The organism is Enterococcus sp. AMC1086, assembly GCF_058216575.1.
Map to the genome: position 1 here is coordinate 2,900,514 of NZ_CM177100.1, position 19,625 is coordinate 2,920,138.

Here is a 19,625-nt window from a genome sequence, read left to right on the forward strand (position 1 = left end):
TATTTATTTACCATTAAACTGATTCATCGCATCAACAAACGTATGCCCCTCACATGCATAAATCGCTGCATCCGCTGCAGTTTTCACTGCTAGTAAAATTTCTTCGTGTTTCTCTTTAGGAAAACCGGTCAGCACATGATGAATGACTGTATTACTACCTACAGGACGACCAATCCCGATTTTGATTCTTGGAAATACATTTGTTCCTAAATGTGCTATCAAGCTTTTCATCCCATTATGTCCGCCTGCACTCCCTTTTTCTCGTAAACGAATCTTACCGATTTCTAGATCTAGATCATCATATATAACGATTAATTCCGCATCATCAACACCGTAATATGTCATTAGCGGTCCCACTGATCGACCGGACTCATTCATAAATGTCAGAGGTTTTACCAACATGATTTTTTCTGTTCCTATGAAAAATTCAGCGATATCCGCTTCAAATTGACTTCTATTAAAAGTGGCATTGTATCGGTGAGCGATTTCATCCAACGTGATAAATCCGATATTATGTTTTGTTTCTTGATATTTACTTCCTGGATTACCTAATCCGACGATCATTTTCATTTATTTATATTCTCCTTAACAAGTGGTGATCATGTCCCACCATTTATTCATTCTCCAACACAAAATATCTGGGCAGGGGGATCCCTTGCCCAGTTTTTTTCTAATTATACCATAAAACAAGTATCTCCCGACTCTTAAAAATTCTTAAAAAAGCCATAAGTTTAAATTTTCCATTTCAAGCAGTCAAAAAAGCATAATAGTGAAATACCGCACATGAAAGAGTTTTCTTATGAAACACCTCTAAAAACTGTATTAATTTAAACAGACAAAAAACGTGACAAAACTCACAAACGATGGTATTATCATTGTGATAAAACAATTAACTGAAAGGAATGATACACATGACTGCAGCAGTTGGAAATAAAGACCACCAAAAAGTAATTTTAGTTGGTGATGGCGCCGTTGGTTCTAGTTATGCTTTTGCCTTAGTCACTCAAAATATTGCGCAAGAAGTTGGTATTATAGATATAGATACAAAGAAAACTGAAGGCGATGCCGCTGATTTATCTCATGCACTCGCATTTACTTCTCCCAAAAAGATTTATGCAGCAACTTATGACGATTGTCATGATGCTGATCTTGTCGTATTAACTGCAGGCGCAGCACAAAAGCCTGGCGAAACAAGAATCGATTTGGTTCATAAAAATTTGAAGATCAACAAACAGATCGTTACTTCAATCGTTGATTCTGGTTTTAACGGTATTTTCTTAGTTGCCGCAAATCCAGTAGATATTTTAACTTATTCTACATGGAAATTCTCAGGATTTCCAAAGGAACGCGTTATTGGTTCTGGAACTTCGCTTGACTCAGCTCGTTTCCGTCAAGCAATCGCCGAATTAGTTGACGTAGATGCTCGTAATGTCCATGCTTATATCTTAGGTGAACATGGCGATACTGAGTTTCCAGTCTGGTCTCATGCTAATGTTGCTGGCTTACAGATTTATGAATGGGTTAAAAATAATCCAGATGTAGATGAAGAAGCAATGGTTAATTTATTCTTCAATGTAAGAGATGCGGCTTATTCAATTATTGAGAAAAAAGGTGCTACATTCTATGGAATCGCTGCTGCCTTAGCTCGAATCACAAAAGCAATTTTAGATGATGAAGATTCAGTCTTCCCACTTTCTGTTTATTTGGATGGTGAATATGGACAAAATGATATTTTTATCGGCGCACCTGCTGTCATCAATCGTCAAGGAATCAAGCAAGTCATTGAAATTCCATTGACAGATTCTGAAATGGATCGAATGAATGCTTCTGCTAATGCGTTAAAAGAAGTCATTGCGTCAGCTTTCGAGAAATTTGAAGCAGAAGGTAATTAAAAAAAATAAAAAAGACTACTGAAATCTGTAGCGCCCCGAAAAGTTAGCCTTTTTGGGGCGACTCAATCCTTACGATTTCTGTAGCTCTTTTTTTTATTATCCTTTATACAAAATACCTTTTTGGTCTAACACTTTTTTGATCTCTCTAAGAGTATTTTCACTTTCACAACGAATCGTATGCAAATGAATTCCACCAGTCAACTCAGATAATAAAGAAGCACTGCTTTTTTCATACGCTTTAATAAACTCTTTCACTTCTTTTTCGCTCTGAATATGCAGTCCCCCAGTCAGTTCACCATAAATCGGATGTTCAACTACAACATCTAGAATTTCGCCACCCAAAGAAACAATCACTGACAATTCTTCTTGTGTTTGTTCTGGCCTATGCTGACAAGCAATTTTACGAACGATTCCCTGCTTGTCTTTTTCAGTCTCAAGCAAATAACCTCTAGCTGTCGCGATTATGTCAAAGCCAGCTGCTCGTAGCAATGCCACATCTCCAACCACAATTTGCCGGCTGACCTTAAACTCTTTTGCGAAACGACTGGCACTCATTGGTTTATCTGCTGATTCTAATTCTAGTAAAATGGCTTCTCGTCTTTTAATACCATCCATCCAATTCCCTCCTGTTGCAACTTAATCCATTTGTTTTTGCTGAAACTGTTTTGAGGCATCCATGATTCCTTGATAGGTTTTTTTGATTGTTTCTTTGTATTGATCATTCACAACATATGTGTCGATTTTAGCTAAGACTTCTTGTTCTCTTGAGGCATCTAGTATCGGCTGCTCTGATATTTTCTTGATCGTAGCGATGGCCTCGACTACGTCCATACGCTCTTCTAATAAAGCGACGATCTTTTTATCCACTGCATTGATTTTATCCCGCTGAATCATGAGCGGTGCTCGTTTTTCTTCCAGCTCAATCTCTTTGATGATTTTCGCAGGATTTCCACCGATCACACAATTAGCTGGAAATGATTTTGTGACAACAGATCCAGCCGCTACTACAACATTATCCCCTAAAGTTACACCAGGAGTAAGTATAGCTCCACCGCCAAGCCAAACATTATCGCCTATCGTAATTGGTTTACCGTATTCCAACCCGCTATTTCGTTTGACTGGATGTAAAGGATGCGTCGCTGAATACAATTGAACATTTGGTCCAAACATACAATTATCACCGATTATAATGGGACATATATCTAGAAAAATACTATTGAAATTAGCATAGAAATTCTTGCCAACATGAATATTGAAGCCATAATCAAAACTGATTGATGGTTCAATATAGCTGCCTGTTCCTGTTGTCCCAAACGTTTCCTCTACCAATTGCCGACGAATTTGACTGTTTTCTTCATTGTTGATTAATTTCATTTGTTCTCTCGCGAATTTGCGTGCGGTTGCCAGCTCTGGATCTCCAGCAAAATAAAGTTCCCCATCGATCATTTTTTGTCGTTCTGATTTAATTTCTTCCATTTTAAAACTCCTCTACAAACTATTTTCGAAGACCTTCAGTGCATCTTGTTTCAAAAAATAAGCATCTCTGTTTAATTGGACCGATGTTTGGTTGATCACCACTATTTTTGCAGTGTCTGTAGCATAATGAATCAAATCGCAAAATGGATGTACCTGAAAACTAGTCCCGACAATCACGATCAATTCTGCCTTAGAAACAGCTTTAATTGATACAGTGATTGCTTGTTCATCTAATCCTTCTTCATACAATACAATATTAGGACGAATTTGCCCACCGCATCGATCATGACGATCAGAGGATACATACATTTCTGCCAAAACTTTTTGTCCACATTTTCTGCAATAACAATCATACAAGTTCCCATGAAACTCAACTAAATTCTTTGTGCCTGCGGCTGCATGCAAGCCATCTATATTTTGGGAAATAATCCATATATCCTTTGTTTTTTGCAAGTCTACCATGTTCAAGTGGATACGATTCGGTTTTGCATTTGGATGATATAGCGTTTGGATAAATGAATAAAATTTCTCTGGTTCTTCAAGCATACAAGTTCGGCTTAGCAAATATTCAGGCTGTTCGATTCCATGATAACTTCCAGAAAGTGAACGATAATCAGGTACACCTGAAGCGGTTGAAACGCCAGCACCTGTTAAAAAAGTGATTTTTTCGGCTTGCTCAATCAAACTTACTGCTTTTTGTGTATCAATCGTTTGCATCATTTCATCTCCTAATAGGTTCATTATAACGTAAATAAAGAGCTGAGAGAAAAAATATTTACATAAAATAAAAAAGACCATGTCCATTCTTTATAATTAAAAGGCTACGCACAAACGAAAATACAAACGCATTAAGTAAGCGATAAGCTTTCAAAAATGTCAGGTTTTTCACCGTCTTTTCATGACAAACATCAGAGAACGTGATAAAATACTTAATGTATAAAAGTGAGGTGAAACTTCGTGGTAGCATTTATTATTTATTGGGCAGCTATTTTAGTCTGCATCGCTTGGGGCGTATTAAGTTTATGGTTTTCAATCTATTATCTTTCACGTAAAGAAAATGGAAATCTATGGGCGTTCGCATTCTTGAATGTTCTTGCAGCTATTGTTTTAGCAATTGTTTTAGTTATTTACAAAACGTGGGATTTTGATATTTTGACCTATTCTAGCTTGATTTACACAATTTTAGCTTCATATGGTGTCTTAACAATCTTACAAGCCATTTTAGGCCGCGAACCTAAAGAAGCTGCTAAAGCTTAATTTTATTATTTAAATCTCAAAAAGAGGTCGAAACAAAACTGATTGTTCATTTTGTTTCGACCTCTTTTTCTCTATTATTTTTCTAATTGTTCAATCGCATTCTGTATTTCTACAAGTACTTCTGCTTCTGGTTCTACTTTGAGCAAATCAGTTAAAACATCGATCCATTTTTCCGCTTCCTTATTCCCTAATTTACCGATCGCCCATGCTGCTGTCCCTCTGATTACAGGGCGCACGTCTTGTGTTGCACAGACTAAAATTTCTGGTAATGCACTACGATCACCCAAGTTTGCTAAAGCAATCAGTGCATTTCTTTGCAATGGTTTTTTTCCTCTCCAAGAACCTGATAGGTGCCCAAACTGCGTTTTAAATTCTTTATTTGACATACTTAGCATCGGTTTTAATTTTGGATAGACTGTCTCCACCTCGGGTTCCATTTCTTTATGAAAATGGAAATCTTTTCCTTTGTTATAAGGACAAACCAACTGACAAATATCGCATCCATATATTACATTATGCATTTTTCTTCGATATTCTTCTGGCATCATCTCTTTGGTTTGTGTTTGATAAGATAAACATTTTTTTGCATTCATACTACCGTTACCTAAAAGTGCTTGTGTAGGACAGGCTGTAACGCAGCGCGTGCAATCCCCGCAACCAAAAGGAATTGGCTCATCTACTTCAAAGTCGATATTGGTCACGATCTCCCCTAGATAAACAAAAGAACCAAACTCTTCTGTGATCAACAATCCATTCCTTCCGATAAACCCTAACCCTGCACGTTGTGCGACTGCTACATCAACCAACTCACCAGTATCCACTTGAGGTGCAAAACGCCAATCATCAGATTCCTCTAGGCTTTGAGCTTGGGATTGAATAAATTCGATTAATTTTGATAATCGATCTTTTAAAACATCATGATAATCGATGCCCCAAGACGCTCTGGCAAACATCCCGCGTTTCTCATCTCTGGGCACTTTTTCTTCTATTTTAGTCGGATAAGCTAATGCAATAGAAATAATCGTTTTAGGATTTTCAAAGGTTTTTTCCGGGTAGATTCTTTCTGCAATCACTTGATGTTCAAAACCTGAGTTGTATCCACGTTCTTTTTGCTCTTTCAGTGAATCCTCTAACTCATAAAATGGTTCAGCCGATGCAAAACCGATTTTATCGATACCTAAACGTTTACTTTCTTCTATGATCCTTTGCTTTAATGTCATGGTCTAAACTCCTTAATTTTAAATCTGGTTGCACTTATTCAGCTTCAATTGAATAATATAGTTATGATGTTTTTTATCTCGTTCATACTTTATTTTTTTCCGAGAGACTGGCTAAAGTAGTTTTTGGATTTTAAAAAAGGATTTATTCATTTGCTATTCAACAAGTCACTTTATTATAATCTACTCCTTAAACGCTTGTCATTTTTTTGCTTTTATTTATAATTCATCATTGTTTTTATTTAATGAAAAAAATAAACACTCCATAATGAAAAACACAAGAGCCAACAAAATCCATATATGCTTTTGCCTTACTTTTGTGTTTTTTATTATCTTGATGAACTTTATACGCCTTTTGACTTATCTTGTTTCACACTAATTTGATTCCCAAATGAATTTCTGCCTGTTACTCTTAGACTTTACTTCTCGTTTCCATTGAATAACCCGCTAATGACAACTTTTCCCCTCATATGACCTGTTTCCACATCTGCTGTAGCCTTTTTTAAATTTGCTACATTGATTCCATTTGAATATCTTTTTCCCACGGTTGGAACTATTTTCTCAGCTTCTGCAAGTTGACTGATTAACGCTAGTGCTTCGCCTTGTGTTTCAATTTTATAATCAAAATCAGTTTTGGTAAACATGTATACCCAATCAAAGCTGACAGATTTATTTTTCAATTGGTTGATGTCTAGTTTCTCCTCTATCCCTACGATCGTACCAATGTTTCCTAAGGGGCTGATCAACTCAGTTAATGTATCCATGTAGGAAGTGATATTGAACAAAACAGCGGCATAGTCAACTGTTTGAGTACCTGTTTTCATTATATTGTGTTTAAGATTTTCATGATAATCTATAGGATGATCCACACCGATTTTTTTTAACCAATCAAAATTTTTAGGGCTAGCTGTAGCGTAAACGGTCAGCCCAGCCCAGTGTGCCAGTTGATTTAAAATCGATCCTACGCCACCTGCTCCGTTGATTACTAAAATCGTTTTCCCTTGATTAGCCTTTTCTTTCGGAATTAGTCCAAATTTTTCAAACAATAATTCATACGCTGTCAGAGCTGTCAACGGTAATGACACGGCTGCTTCATCACTTAAATTACTCGGCGCTAAAGCAGCGATTGCTTCATTTACCAATTGAAATTCTTGATTACTACCTGCACGCTTGGTTGTACCTGCATAAAAAACACGATCACCAATTTTAAACTTTCTAACATTTTTACCAACAGAAACAACTTCCCCTAGTCCATCAAATCCTAAAATCGTCAATTGATCTTGTTTTTTTGCAGTTTGTCTTAATTTTGTATCTACGGGATTTACGGAAACAGCTTTGACTTTTACAAGGATATCGTTTGAATCTGGTAGCGGAATCGGTTGCCGTTCTTCTACAAAACTTGATTCATTTTCAATTGGTAAACCTTCATAGAAACCGATGACCTTCATTTGATTATTTTCATACATTTGTTCTTCCTCCCTTAGTTTTTTTATTCTATAAGTATGAACCTAATCTTTGAAGATTGATATTTATTTGTCTTATGACAGGAGCATTTATTCGGATTCTTTAAGGCTAGGAATCCAAATAAACGGCGGGAATATTTGAACAATATTATCAAGATATTGAAAAAAATACATATGGCTTTCATAACTTATATAATTTTAAACGAGAATCTCTTTATATTTTGGTACTATTTAACAGAAAAAGGCTAGGACATAACTCTACGAGTTATATCCTAGCCTTAAGAAATCAGAATGAACAGTGTGAGCAGAAGCAACTTATTTCTCAGAGTTAAATGCTTCTGTCCCAACCTCTCACAATAATCGCTTTAATTATTTGAACTTTCTTTATCAATATTGATCGACAAAGAGGTCTTCTTTGCTATACCTTACTTTTGTTTTTCTTTTCTCATCCAAACATATAATACGCATGATGCCACAACAAGTAGGTTCCCAAAAACATAGAATAAGTTTGTTTTTTGTTCTCCTGTATTTGGAAAAGATTTACTTGAAGACACGTTGCTTGTTGGTTTAACAGTGGTTCCTGTACTACCTGAGTCAATTGTTTTTGATGGATCGGTATGATTCGTTTTTCCAGTTGTCTTTTTGACCACCGTTAAGGTAATTTCTTTCTCTGCAAGAGTATCCTCTGTTGCTTTTGTTTTTCCTTGAACATAATACTTGATTTTATATTCTCCGCCAGTCGTTAATTTGTCTGAAGAAGAAATTGGGATAGGTGTCCCAATGACTTCAAAGCCTTGAGTCAATCCCTCTGCATGATTAAACGTTGCCCAAGCAAGAATATCCTCTTTCGTTAATGTATCACCTACATACATCGTTTTATCGGTTGCTTCGATACTTGGCCCTACTTCTTTATCTAGAATGATCAATTGAACTGATTTTTTTTGACCGTCTGCTGCTGCAAGTACAACCTCATACGTACCCGCTTTAGAGAAGTCTACTTTAGATAGATCTAAAGTTAATTCAATCATATTACCGTCTTTGTCGACAGCTGAAGCGTTAAAATCAGCTAAAGTAGCTTCTGGATCCCCTACATACATGGTGTAATCAGAACCTGTTATAGCTTGTCTATTTTCTTTGATTATTAGTTGAACCAGTTTTGTTTGACCATCTGTAGCAGTCAGTTCAACATCATAAGTTCCCACTTTAGAGAAATCTATCTTAGATAAATCTGCTGTCACATCAATTGGGTCACCAGCTTTATCCGTCGCAGAAGCGTTGAAATCAGCGAGTGTGGCATTTTTATCACCTGTATACATAGTGTAATCAGAACCCGTTATGGCTTGTTTATTTTCTTTGATTATTAGTTGAACTAGTTTTGTTTGACCATCTGTAGCAGTCAGTTCAACATCATAAGTTCCCACTTTAGAGAAATCTATCTTAGATAAATCCGCAGTCACATCAATAGAATTACCATCTTTGTCTGTCGCAGAAGTGTTGAAATCAGCGAGTGTGGCCTCTCTATCACCTATATACATAGTGTAATCAGAACCCACTATAGCTTGCTTGTTTTCTATAACAGTTATTATTCTGCTTGTTGTCTTAGTAGAAATTTCTCCATTTTCATCTAAATATTGTATAGAGTATTGTATATTATAGGTACCTACCTCAGGTTTTTCTCCAGATTCAGGGTAACCATCTAAATCTTGAATTTCAATTTGATCATTTATTTGTTCAGTTCCTAAATACGCATTTATTCCAGTCATAGGGCTATAGGTATCTGTATTATAGATAGTTGCATTCCCTGTAGTCCTAAAATAAGGGACAGAAGTACTGGAACTAGGGTTTTTAAATACACCAGATAGAGTAGGAGCATTAGGCCATTGGTCGATACCGTACCATCCTAAATTCCCATTGTATATTACAATCTCATCCTCGGAGGAAACTGGGATATACGAAACCAAGTATACTGCGGCTCCGTTAGATAATTTACCAGCTTCAGTTTTTGACCAATTGGACAAATCTACTTTAACTCCATTTTCAGAATATTCCCATACAAAACTTTCAGTATCAGTGAGATCAGTTATTTTACCATTTGAATTTGTATAAATCTTATAATTTTCTTTTGGAATTGCATGATTTGACTGTGACCAAAGTACAACTCTATTATTACTTACATATCCTTTAACCCAAGCAGATAGAAAAGACATATAAAGACTTCCGTTATAGGTCTTTGATCCGTCAAATTGGCCATAACCACCTAATTTTGAACCTAAATAATTAACATCTGGTAGGGAATGACCAGCATAGTCGACATAACCAGGAACAGATACTTGTCCACCGCCACCACCAGATTTAACAGTCGCAATATAAATTATTGAAGGATCTAAAGGAAATTCTTTATTACTTGTAGATGAGTCATCATTCAGTAAAAATTCTCCACTTACAGAGATAGGTAAAATCGCACCTGAATCTGTCTGTGCTGAGGATGCTCTTACAAGTGTTAAATTAAATGAAGATACTCCTTGATATAAATCTTGTGTATTCTCTATAATAATAACACCATTTGAATAGGATATCAGTTCGTATAAGTTAGGCGTTACACTGCTATTAGCTAAATAACTTTTATCGGTAGATATTAGCTTGGCAGGATCCATACTATTAGAAGTCAAATTAATTTTGATTTGACTTCCTTTAGGAATGACATTTCCATCTGAGTTATTGTTCTTAACAATAACATTGTAGATAAAGCCATTGCCAGTCAATGGAGAATCTTCAGAATTTACAGTGTCACTACCAACGGATATATCTACATCACCTAAATCGACAATATTTGAATCATTTGCTGAGATGTCAGTAACTTCCTTTTCAGCTTCAGAAACTTTTTGCGGATTGGTTGTTGATACCTCAGTTACTTCCTCTTCAGTAACACTTTGCGAATCAGTGATCGATGACTCAGTATTTCTCTCTTCGGCAACGTTTTGTGAATCTGTTATTGATGACTCAGTTACTTCCTCTTCAGCAACATTTTGTAAATTAGTTTTTAATTTTTCATCAGTCGTAGTACTCGGAGCAATTGCTTCAGTAGCTACATTTGTGTTTTGTGTTGCAAAACTACTTATTGGAAATAAAAATTGAGAAGATAATAGTACCAGTGTCATCAAAATGTGTGTGTGTTTCATAAATTTACCTCGCTTTTATTAATTACTAAAAAATATTATACATTAATATGTATCAAAAATAATGAGCTGAGTTTTTCAGTTAAATCTACAGTTATACCCTATTTTCACATAAATAAGAGTCTCAGCTCCTCTTACTATTAGTAAGGCTATCGTTTTAGTATAACATATTTAATTTTAAAAAAGTTATATTCTCAATAAATTTTATCGGTTTATCTAATTATTATCTAAAAGTTTAAATAAAAATTATAATGATTTTATTTTATTAATTAGTAATAAAAAAGGTTAATTAGGCTAAAATAGTATCAAGAAAAATAGTAAGTGCTAGATTTTTTTGATTCTATTTTAGCAAATGTATTTCTTATTTGATCACACCAGGTGCTAGCCGAGTCACCTTACTATTTTGATAATGAACCGTTATCATTTCACCTATACACGTCACTGTTTTATCCTTATAATTAAATATCTAATTATAAGAATAAGACAAATAACTACTAAAAGACTTATTAAAATAGTATGTTTTAGATTCCAAAAATAAGGTGTTTGATTTTCTTTTTCTTCCATTTCTAAAGCAACGCGATGTCCTCTTACTAATAATCGATGAGAATTTATTCCGATTGGGGTGCACGTAACTAATGTAATAAGATCTTTACCTTCTTCTTTGTCAAAATGAGATAAATCATCAGGTAAAATAGTTTTTATTTGATCTATTTCATAGGCATGTGTTTCTCCCAATACATCCATATAAAATAAATCTCCCTTATTTAATTTAGGTAAGTCTGTAAACATCTTTCCTAAAGACAGCCCCCTATGGCCTGTAAGAACAGAATGATTCCCCTTACCTCCGAAAGGTAAAGAAGTTCCTTCTAATGTACCTATGCCTTTTTCTAATACTAAATTTGAACTTATCGGATAAACAGGCACCTTTAAATCAATTTTTGGGATCTCCAATATACTAATTACTTCCGGCACTTTTTTCTCTTTTAAATCTAATTTACTAGATAATAAAGATCGATTGTTATGGTTTTTTTTTTCTTGTTTATGTTCCAATTTTTCTTTATAGTTCTCTTTTTCTTTAGCCGATAATTTTCTGTTCGCTGCATTATAGTTACGTATTTCTACTTGCTGGTATTTATTTAATTGGAAATCTGTGTAAAAAGGATAAGCTATTAAACCAATCCCAATAATAATAAGCAAAATAAAAAGACAGTCTTTACATTTTTGTTTGATTCTTTTTTTCTTCTTTGCTTGTCTAATCACTTCTTGCTGATGTTGCTCTTTTTTAGTTTTTTTCTTTTGAGTCTTTTTATTTTGAGGTCTTTTTGCTTTCTCACTCATCTTTTTACACCTACTTCCATTTTTTATTAATATTTTTTCTCGTTATTTTACTTGATTTCTTTTAACAAAATAAATACTAGCTAACGCAATCAAAGCAAGTCCCGAAATCGTCAATACAATTAGTTCTACTGAACCAGTTAGCGGCAAATTACTTTTCTTTTTATTCTGAATACCAATTAACGAGCCGTTATAAGTTGTTTCAGTAATTTCAAAATCAATTGTTTTTGTTAACAAGTTATAATCTGCTGGTGCTTTTATCTCTTTTAATTGATAGTTTCCATAAGGAAGTCCAAATATTTCAAATGTTCCATCTTCTTTAGACTCTAAAATTCCAGGTCCTTCAGTCGGTTGAGTAGTTACCCATTGTATTGAGTTATTACCTTTTTCATCTATTGACCATCCATTAAAGTATTCTCCTTTATTATTTAACAAAACAAATTGTGCCCCAGCTAAAGGATTTTTAGTTTTACTATCTTCTTTGATAAATTTTGCGCCACCTGTATATACTGGTACTTTCCCAGTTTCATGCTGATCTTCACCTTTAGGATTATTATTCCAAGTTAAATCATAGCTATTTTCCAACCCATTACCATTTTCAATAATCACTTTCGCCTCTTCATTAATGATCATTTGGTAGGTTACTAATAAGTTTTTACCCGCTGCTGCTGCAACATTTTGGCTGACTTTCCCATCTGTCATAATAAAATCGATCGTAAAACCATTGGTTTCACTTTTATACGTATAATCTGTCCCAAGTACTAATTTTTTGCCTGCGGTATCCGTTACAATAACATCTTTTTCAGTTCCTTTATACGTTAAGCCTTTACCACCAATATCCGTATATTTAAATACTGTATAGCCAGACGTTGTTTCTGTCTCACCATTTCCATTTACAAGTGAGCCATTAGAAATATCTGTTGGAACATAAATGGTATTTTTATAATTTACAGGATCTCCTACTGCAAAACTACTATTATTCGTTCCAGGAGCAGTTCCATTTTCAACTGTTTTATCACTATCTGGTTTTTTATAATTGGTTAGACTAATTTTTAATGTATCTGAATCTATGCCCTCTTCTGTAATGACAAAAATCAATTTATTATTTTCGTCATTTTGTGCATTTGGATGAAGAACATATCCCTGTGGCGCTTTGGTTTCAACAAGATAATAACTGCCTACTGTTAAGCCGGTTACTGTTAATTGCCCATTAGCGTCTGTAACTAATGGCTTATCATTCATTTTTGTTCCAGAACCTGGCACGCCAAGATATACATCAAATTCTGCTCCAGCTAATTCATGTCCAGAGCCTATTTCTTCAGCATATTTTGTCAGTGTCAACGACAATTCTTGTACTTGGTTCTTAGGATACAAATTGATTTCAGGTAAAAAATCAGTTCCCTCTTTATTAGTCATAGGCAATTCAACAATAATTGGTTGTGCTATTTTTTTGACTAACCCCTTAGGACTCTTTGTTTCTAAGACTGCATAGATTGGGTGTTCACCATCTATTACTTTTGAAGGAACATCCTTGAAGATTATAGCGCCATTCTCATCCGCTTTTTGTTCAGAAACAACTGTACCATTTTTACTGATCCAAGCAACATAGTCTGTTTGATTCAATTGATTCAATTCTGTTTGAATTTCTTCAATCGTTTTAGTTTTACCTATTTCAGAAATGTCTACTAAGCTAAAGCTAACATCGCCATATTTTTTAGGATTATAATTTTCAACACCATTTGGCAACGCAACTGTTGAACCATCATTAACGATTCCTTCTGGATTTTCATCTGTGTATTGTAATTTATGAACAATAATCGTTGTCGTCTCCGGAACGTCTTTCGTTTTTGCAAAAGAGGCTGTTGCAGTTCCAAACAGCGTTCCCAATGCCCCTAATAATACAATGATCAACAGGCTACTTTTTCTAACGTGACTAAATTTTTCTCTTTTTATATTCTTCATTTGCTTTGTCTCCTTCTTTTAATAAGATAAACTGCACCACTAGATACTGCTAAAATCCCTACAATGAAACTAACTAGTATCTCTTGACTACCTGTATTGATAATCCTTACTGGTCTATTCGCTAGTGTTAGGGTGATTTGAGCTTCTTCATCAGCATTTTCTATATTTTTAAGTAACTCATCTGGATTTTTAACGCTAACTTCACCATTACTTTTAATTTCAATTTCATAAAGGGTTGGATTCAGTTGATGATTTACTGGTGCTTTCGTTTCTTGTAAATAATACGTTCCTGGTGCTAAATTCATAAAATTAATTTCGCCATTATCATTTGTTAGCTGTTGATCAATTTGTATCATTTGTTGATCATACAATGTAAATTCCGCATCTTTTAATTTTTGATCACTATTACTTTCAGATTCTTTGATTACTTTCAAGTTAAAATCATTATTGACTGCAACGCCTACTTTTCTAGGTTCCACCGGTTGTAAATGATTTACCGTATAAGCAAATGAATTCCAAGCTGCACGATCTCTTTCTGGAATTGTCGAATTTGTCAATTCTGGATCTAACTTTTCTGGAGCCTTCATATTAAAATCTAAGGTTAAAACTTCGGCTGCATTCCATGCCTGTCCTGCTTTTAATTTCAACATGAAACTATGAATTTCACTCCAGTCTTTCACCTCATTTTCAGTCATCCAATTCGGATCTTGCGCACCTGCTGGATCTTGGATCGGCTTAGTAGAAGATGGGTAATTGACATCCTTGATTAAATCTTTTCGACTTGGGTTTGTTGCAGTACTATAATAAATATCTACTTTATTTTCCCAAATATCTGTTAAATCAACAGGTCCGGTTAAAGTTGGAGTGAATTTACTGTTTAAAGGGTCATTATCTGTAATTCCTAAATCGCCTACAGAAGGTAACACATTCATTAATGTCAGTGTGGACAGCTTGCTTGATCCAGTATTTGTCAATTCCATTTTATAATCAATATCGCCACCTGGATTCGTTAAGCCAAATAAAGAAAACTCCTCATCTAACTCGCCTTTGATCAGTTCTTTTACCATGATGCCATTAGAATTCGTTAAAAAGTATTGGTTCGCTGTTTTAACAAGTTTTTGTGTCTTATCTCCATTACCAGTAAGATCATGACTATCTTCTTCAATGACGGAATCGGTAATGCTATTTCCAGAGTTTTTAGGAACTTTAAATTTCGTATCTTTTAGAAAACTATACGCCTCTGGTTGAAGCGTCGGTGACGCATCATCATCAATAATGATATTAAACTCATAATTCAGTACTTGATTAACAGACAATAAATTTGTATTCATTTTCACAAGCACGAGCTGCCTGCTCTGGTCAAGAAAGTCTTCATCTTCAATCGTTATTTTTCCATCTACTGGTATATTTTCTGAACTGATCCAGGAATTACTGCTAGTGATTTTTTCATCTGGATTTTCTTTGTCCAAATGAACACCTTCTGGTAACAATACATACGTCTCAAATGGCCCTTTGGCATCCACTGCAGAACTAGGATCTACTTTGAAGGTTCCTTTTAAACGATTTTTTCCTTCAAAAACTAATCCATTTTCTTCTTTATCAAACTTGATTGTATTTGAAACAATGGGTTCATTGTTCCCAACTGGTACCTTTACAACGTTTGCCGTGCGATCTTCGCTAAATCGGCTTATCACAGTACTACTATTACCTGCAATCTGATTGCTAGATACTTTATTTCCTTGATTATTATATCCTACATAATTTATCCCTAAAGAATTTTTAACTTTACCTGTATAGCCTTTTTGTATGTCATATTTCATATTAAACGCTTGGCTTGTTCCAGCAGAACGATAAGTATAGTGAATTCTTAACTTTGAAATATGTCCCGTAACACCCAGATCTTTCATATTAAAAAAAGTCATGGATGGCGGATTAGTTAATAATAGTTGTTCTTTGCCATCAATAGTACCGTATATCTTCATTTTATTAGCACTGTCTGGTAGATAATAAGAGGTACCATTACTATAATAGCCATAATTCGGTGCATACTCAGGTGCGCTAAATCTAAAGGCATTTAGATCTAAATGTTCATCTATATTATAAGTTACTTCATAGCTTTCAAATGGCTTGTTTGGATTATCTGCTTTATAGGGAGTAGAATTAAAATAAAATCCTAATAACGCAGAATCATAGACCGATGGGGTAGGATTCATATTAGATGAATCTAAAGAATACTCTCCTTTTCCATTTAAAGGGCCATAGTGTGAAGGAACGAGTAATGCACCTTGGATAGGCGGTGTCACTTCGTTTGTATTAGGAAATACACTGATTTGTGCTGAGTCTTTATCTATTATCTCATTTCCATTTATATCAATAACAGAAAACGTCGCATTGTTCGTGTATTTGGCTACACTTTTTATTCCCTCTGGAAACACTGTTTTAATCGAATCTTCCATTGAAAATATCGTTTGCTCTGCTTCTTCTTGCTCTTTTATAGAAGGGGCATCAAAAGTCCATGTAATGGTATTATTTTTTGCATCATATACACCATTTCCTGAATTTTCCACATATTTTAATTCTTTGGGTAACTGATCTGTTATTACAATTTTTGATCCTTCCTGGAGATACATTTGGCCACGCTCTTTTTTAGGAATAGTCATTTTTAGCTGCCAGATGCCTGTATCTTTTGGCTGAGGAAGCCCCTCTCGCTCATTTCCTTTTGGATCAAGCGTTTTTGTATAATCTTTACTACTTGACATCCCAAGGGAAGAACCTACAGTGATTGTTGCTTCAGTATAGGTATTATCTTCAAAATCGTCTGCCTTAAATACAGCTGATGCCTTTAACTTTGTCCCATTTTCAGTCAAACCATTTTCGGTTTTTACTTTGATGATTTGTGTACAAGAAATACCACCTTCTATCTCTTCAAAGAAATAGTGTAATTGATGGGTAGTCGGCTCATAAGTTGGCGTTACACCCGCAATCATCAATTGATTCAACTCTTGATCAAATACCGCATTGTCAGGTAATTGAATTTCGATTTGACCATTTTTATAAAGCGTCTGGCTTCCGGTTGTTTTAAAATTAAATTCAAAAACCCCATCAGCTCCTGATTCTATTTTGTCAAAAACAGCGCCTATATGAATATCAACATTTAAATTTCCAGCACGCGGCTGGATTTTTGTTTCTTCACTCTTTGTTTCATTCCATGGTTTCTCTAATCGACTGTTTTCATTTATTGGAATTAGCAACAGCTCTGGTGAATGATATGTTTGCCCTCCAATTATTGTTTGTGCATCTAATTTCTGAGAATCTATTTGTTTCTCGCCTTCCTTAAAACCTAGCACTAAAGGGACTTTACTTATATAGATAGTTTGTGTTTTTAGCGCGATTTGTAATTCTCCCTGTTCTTCCGTTACAATTTCATCGGAGTCTTTTATCTCAGGATATTGTTCCAACAGCCGTTCATTTGTCGCATCCAGATCAACCATCACATCCTCTGGTAGCTTAATTTTTGCTGTTTCGATTGTCTCATCTTCGCTATTTAAGTTGACGACAATTTTTTCTTTTTCTCGAATCTCTACAGATTTAAGATTTGTTGACGCATCATCGATTGAAAAATATAACTTGTTCGTTTCAATAAATTCATCTTTTGCTCTAATTATCTCACCACTATTAAGTAATGCAGCTAATCCAACAAGGGAAAATAATATAATTAGACAATACATTTTATACTTTTTCAATATAATTACTCCTCCTTTTATTATAAAAAAGTTATTTTCTATAATAATATACTTTAAAAACATCTTGGAAATAAGCTTTTTCATAAAATTCTTAAAAAGACTTTTGTTATTTATTATCCGCTCCACTAAGAAGACTATATATTATTTAGTCTTCTAAAATGGAATAAATATTGTCGTTTTCCACGACATATTTAGTTTTGCTAGTATTTTTCTACACGTCTATTTTAAAGTAATGCGCTTAAAACGATTGCCTAGATAGCATACAGACAATCAATCTCAATAAGATATGAAGATAATATATGTTCGATACAAAATATGGAGAAATCACATATTAATTCAGGAAAAAAAGATAGTTAATTTTTTTACATATAGGAAACAGATAAAACCATCTATTGGGTGAACTACAAAAGAACAATGCTTATGACTTCATAATGTTTAAAATTCCAAGTTTAGTTTCTTTTGGCATGATTATTTTCGAGCAAACAAAAAGAAGAGGCTAAGACATAACTCTACGAGTTATATCCTAGCCTTAAGGAATCCGAATAAATGGTGGGAGCTGTTTCTTCAGTTTTATTGAATCGAACCTTTAAACTGCCTTTGCTTACCTCTTCTCAGTGAGAACCTTTGCCAAATTATGTTCAATTATTTGATATTCTTTATTTTGTAGAGGATAACTAATAACACAGATATGTTTTTCATTATCATGAAGAGAGGGCATATTCGTTAAGATAATATCCATTTCTAAGTCATTCGATTCTATCACTTCTAAATTATACCGATTTTCAAATCGTTTTTTAATATCTTTTTTTATGCTTTCTCGAATAAAGAAGGGCAAATCAGAATCAATTCCTATAGCTATTTTAGGTTCATATATGGTTGGATTTTTGAGATAAGAAAATACCAAAAAATACTTTCTTATTAAAAAAGATTCCTCTAAAAAAATAGGGCTATCAAAATCGTTTCTTAATTCTTTCAAAAATTCATGAAGTTTATTTAACAATTCAGGTGCGTTATCATTTTCTATCAGAACATCATATCCATCGATATCAAAACGAACGCCTTTGAATACTTTGCAAAATAAATGGGCACAAAAACAGTAGGTGAAAAATACATCTTTCATGTCTGGTGGTATCACAAAAAATTTTTTTTGAAATAAGAGCATCATTTTATTTGTCAAAATATAAACATCGGAATCTCTTTTTTTATGATAGGAAAAAATCTTTTCTCTTAACAATTTCGATTTAAACATTCGGTATTTCATTTGTATTAACAACAAAAGAAAATAGATGTCATTCTCAATATAATAATGGTAATTTTCCATTCCCTGAATGACAATTGGACTTTGTTTAATAATTTCTAAATCGACGTACTTATCCCAATCAGCATCCTTTTTAATATAAAATTTTCTTTTATTTCTTAATAAATTCACACTGAGCAAGTAAGCCATCTGTTTTCTATGGATATTAGTAAAATTTAATTCTGTATTTTTAGAGAAATTATCTACAGAAGTATATATTTTATTTTCGGAAATGTAATCAAACGGCCAATCATCATCTTTATGTATTGTCCACAAATAGATGTAAATGAATATTCTAATATTTCTTTCAAGACCTTCAAAATTTGGCTGATGTTTAGACAATTTTAGCTGGAAACTTTGTAAAAGCTCATTTATTTTTTTTAGTGAATTTTTCAAAGAGTATTCACTTGTAAAATGATTTCTTGAATACATTTCAATTGATGATACCTTAAAAAAAATCAATTCATTCAACAATTTGATCGTATCATCATTACTAATGATAAAGTTTTTTAATTTAAAAGCGGCGCTTTGCCCATAGGTAATTTTGATCCCTTTATATTTATCATAGATCATTTCAATATTAGTTTTTGATTCGCTATTATATTCTGCTACTTTTTCTTCTAGACAATGAATATACCGTTGAATACTTCTTTGATTTCTATTTAATTCCAAATTTAATTTATAAATAGATAGCCAATCTTCTTCTTTTTGGCACAAATCAATCATCAAACATAAAAATCTATTTTTTTTATCAAGTAAGTTTAAAATCTCTTGCTCCATTTATTTACACTTCCTATATTTATATTG

At 33.9% G+C, this 19,625-nt stretch carries 13 protein-coding genes; 2 read left to right on the forward strand and 11 right to left on the reverse strand.

The window, feature by feature from the left end; genetic code table 11:
• Positions 1-3: 3 nt before the first annotated feature.
• Positions 4-570: an aminoacyl-tRNA hydrolase gene (pth, locus tag AC4BC4_RS13685; protein WP_438758262.1), complete on the reverse strand. Its 567-nt coding sequence runs from the start codon at positions 568-570 to the stop codon at positions 4-6.
• 341 nt (positions 571-911) lie between these two features.
• Here pth and AC4BC4_RS13690 point away from each other — a divergent pair, with 341 nt between their 5' ends.
• Positions 912-1,892 (forward strand): L-lactate dehydrogenase, encoded by a 981-nt coding sequence (locus tag AC4BC4_RS13690; RefSeq protein WP_438758261.1) that lies wholly within the window; start codon positions 912-914, stop codon positions 1,890-1,892.
• A 96-nt stretch (positions 1,893-1,988) separates the two neighbouring features.
• On the opposite strand, the gene AC4BC4_RS13695 is transcribed toward AC4BC4_RS13690, so the two are convergent.
• Genes AC4BC4_RS13695 through AC4BC4_RS13705 form a run of 3 tightly spaced genes read right to left on the reverse strand, consistent with a single transcriptional unit; the run spans position 1,989 to position 4,085 of the window.
• Positions 1,989-2,507: a transcription repressor NadR gene (locus AC4BC4_RS13695; RefSeq protein ID WP_438758260.1), complete on the reverse strand. Its 519-nt coding sequence runs from the start codon at positions 2,505-2,507 to the stop codon at positions 1,989-1,991.
• 21 nt (positions 2,508-2,528) lie between these two features.
• Positions 2,529-3,368, reverse strand: a complete 840-nt coding sequence (locus AC4BC4_RS13700; RefSeq protein ID WP_490476043.1) for a chorismate mutase — start codon at positions 3,366-3,368, stop codon at positions 2,529-2,531.
• Positions 3,369-3,380: 12 nt separating this feature from the next.
• On the reverse strand, positions 3,381-4,085 hold the full coding sequence (locus AC4BC4_RS13705; protein WP_490477383.1) for an NAD-dependent protein deacylase: 705 nt from the start codon (positions 4,083-4,085) through the stop codon (positions 3,381-3,383).
• A 240-nt stretch (positions 4,086-4,325) separates the two neighbouring features.
• Here AC4BC4_RS13705 and AC4BC4_RS13710 point away from each other — a divergent pair, with 240 nt between their 5' ends.
• On the forward strand, positions 4,326-4,625 hold the full coding sequence (locus AC4BC4_RS13710; protein ID WP_438758257.1) for a hypothetical protein: 300 nt from the start codon (positions 4,326-4,328) through the stop codon (positions 4,623-4,625).
• A 74-nt stretch (positions 4,626-4,699) separates the two neighbouring features.
• Here the strand turns inward: AC4BC4_RS13710 and queG are convergent, their stop codons facing one another.
• The 7 genes from queG to AC4BC4_RS13745 form a co-directional block, all read right to left on the reverse strand.
• Positions 4,700-5,845, reverse strand: a complete 1,146-nt coding sequence (queG, locus tag AC4BC4_RS13715) for a tRNA epoxyqueuosine(34) reductase QueG (protein ID WP_490476044.1) — start codon at positions 5,843-5,845, stop codon at positions 4,700-4,702.
• Positions 5,846-6,261: 416 nt separating this feature from the next.
• The gene (locus AC4BC4_RS13720) at positions 6,262-7,308 is read right to left on the reverse strand and encodes a zinc-binding alcohol dehydrogenase family protein (RefSeq protein ID WP_438758254.1); all 1,047 of its coding nucleotides are present in this window, start codon (positions 7,306-7,308) and stop codon (positions 6,262-6,264) included.
• 422 nt (positions 7,309-7,730) lie between these two features.
• Positions 7,731-10,484 carry a hypothetical protein gene (locus AC4BC4_RS13725; protein ID WP_490476045.1) on the reverse strand — a complete coding sequence of 918 codons (2,754 nt, stop codon included), beginning with the start codon at positions 10,482-10,484 and terminating at the stop codon, positions 7,731-7,733.
• 435 nt (positions 10,485-10,919) lie between these two features.
• Positions 10,920-11,819 (reverse strand): class C sortase, encoded by a 900-nt coding sequence (locus AC4BC4_RS13730; RefSeq protein ID WP_438758252.1) that lies wholly within the window; start codon positions 11,817-11,819, stop codon positions 10,920-10,922.
• A gap of 42 nt (positions 11,820-11,861) precedes the next feature.
• The gene (locus AC4BC4_RS13735; protein ID WP_438758251.1) at positions 11,862-13,778 is read right to left on the reverse strand and encodes a SpaA isopeptide-forming pilin-related protein; all 1,917 of its coding nucleotides are present in this window, start codon (positions 13,776-13,778) and stop codon (positions 11,862-11,864) included.
• A complete protein-coding gene (locus AC4BC4_RS13740) occupies positions 13,775-17,521 on the reverse strand; it encodes a SpaA isopeptide-forming pilin-related protein (protein WP_438758250.1) in 3,747 nt (1,248 codons plus the stop codon). Before AC4BC4_RS13740 ends, AC4BC4_RS13735 begins: the two co-directional genes overlap by 4 nt.
• Before the next feature lie 601 nt (positions 17,522-18,122).
• A complete protein-coding gene (locus AC4BC4_RS13745) occupies positions 18,123-19,598 on the reverse strand; it encodes a helix-turn-helix domain-containing protein (RefSeq protein WP_490476046.1) in 1,476 nt (491 codons plus the stop codon).
• Positions 19,599-19,625: the final 27 nt, after the last annotated feature.